Source organism: Rhodopseudomonas sp. B29, from assembly GCF_000333455.1.
Lineage (GTDB): Bacteria > Pseudomonadota > Alphaproteobacteria > Rhizobiales > Xanthobacteraceae > Rhodopseudomonas.
This window is the reverse complement of sequence record NZ_BADD01000434.1, coordinates 1-1,389: the sequence shown is the minus strand read 5'-3', so window position 1 is coordinate 1,389 and position 1,389 is coordinate 1. Positions and strand designations below refer to the sequence as shown.

The window sequence follows — 1,389 nt, the reverse complement described above, 5'->3', positions numbered from 1 at the left end:
GCCGATCATCCGCCAGGCCGGCGGTGTTCCGCGCCTGGTGCGGCTGGAGCCGCCGCATTGGCGTATCACCGAGGAAGCGCTGCGCAAGGTCTTCAATCACAAGACCAAGGCGATCGTCTTCAACAATCCTCTCAATCCGGCCGCGGTGGTGTATCCGCGCGAAGACCTCGAGCTGCTGGCGCGGTTCTGCCAGGAGTACGATGCGGTCGCGATTTGCGACGAGGTGTGGGAGCACGTCACGTTCGACGGCGTCGAGCATGTTCCGCTGATGTCGATCCCCGGCATGCGCGATCGCTGCATCAAGATCGGATCGGCGGGGAAGATCTTCTCGCTGACCGGCTGGAAGGTCGGTTTCGTTTGCGCCGCGCCGCCGCTGCTACGGGTCGCTGCGAAGGTGCATCAGTTCCTCGCTTTCACCACAGCGCCCAACCTGCAGGTCGCGGTGGCCTATGGGCTCGGCAAGGACGACGATTACTTCCTGTCGATGCGCAAGGATCTGGCGCGGAGCCGCGACCGGCTCGCCGAGGGGCTGAAGCAGATCGGCTTTCCGGTGATCCGCTCGCAAGGCACGTACTTCCTCACCGTCGATCTGGCGCCGCTCGGGCTCAACGAAACCGACGAGGCGTTCTGCAAGCGCGTCGTCAGCGACTACAAGGTCGCGGCGATCCCAGTTTCGGCGTTCTACGAGGAAGACCCGGTGACCAGCGTGGTGCGGTTCTGCTTCGCCAAACGTGACGCCACGCTCGACACGGCGCTCGAGCGTCTTTCGGACGCGGTGCATGGCCGCTAGGGGCAGGGCGATGCGGGGTTCGATGTTGCGACGATTCTGGATCGGTGCGGCGGCGGTGATGGCGATGCTGGCGCTGCCTGCGCAGGCGCAGGAGCGCACCGTCAATTTCTACAATTGGTCGAACTATATCGCGCCGGGCGTGCTCGACGAATTCACCCGCGAGACCGGCATCAAGGTGATCTACGACACCTTCGACGGCAACGAGACGCTGGAGACCAAGCTGCTCGCCGGCAAGTCCGGCTATGACGTCGTGGTGCCGACTGCTTACTTCCTGCAGCGCCAGATCGGCGCCAAGGTGTTTCAGAAGCTCGACAAGGCCAAGTTGCCGAACCTGAAGAACGCCTGGGACGTGGTGACAGCCAAGCTGGCGATGTACGATCCCGGAAATCAATTCGCCGTCAACTACATGTGGGGCACCACCGGCATCGGCTACAATGTCGCCGCGGTGAAGAAGATCCTTGGCGAGAACGCTGTCATCGACAGCTGGGACATCGTCTTCAAGCCGGAGAACCTTGCCAAATTCGCCGATTGCGGCGTGCAGATGCTGGACTCGGCCGACGACATTCTGCCGGCCGCGCTGAACTATCTGGCCTGATCCG

1 protein-coding gene and 1 pseudogene are annotated in these 1,389 nt (G+C 63.0%); both read left to right on the top strand.

Annotated features, from left to right (window positions below):
* On the top strand, window positions 1-790 hold a 790-nt coding region (locus I5M_RS15570; RefSeq protein WP_022722240.1), incomplete at its 5' end, for an aminotransferase class I/II-fold pyridoxal phosphate-dependent enzyme.
* A gap of 10 nt (window positions 791-800) precedes the next feature.
* Window positions 801-1,379: pseudogene (locus tag I5M_RS15565) on the top strand (extracellular solute-binding protein); the annotation flags it as partial.
* Window positions 1,380-1,389: the final 10 nt, after the last annotated feature.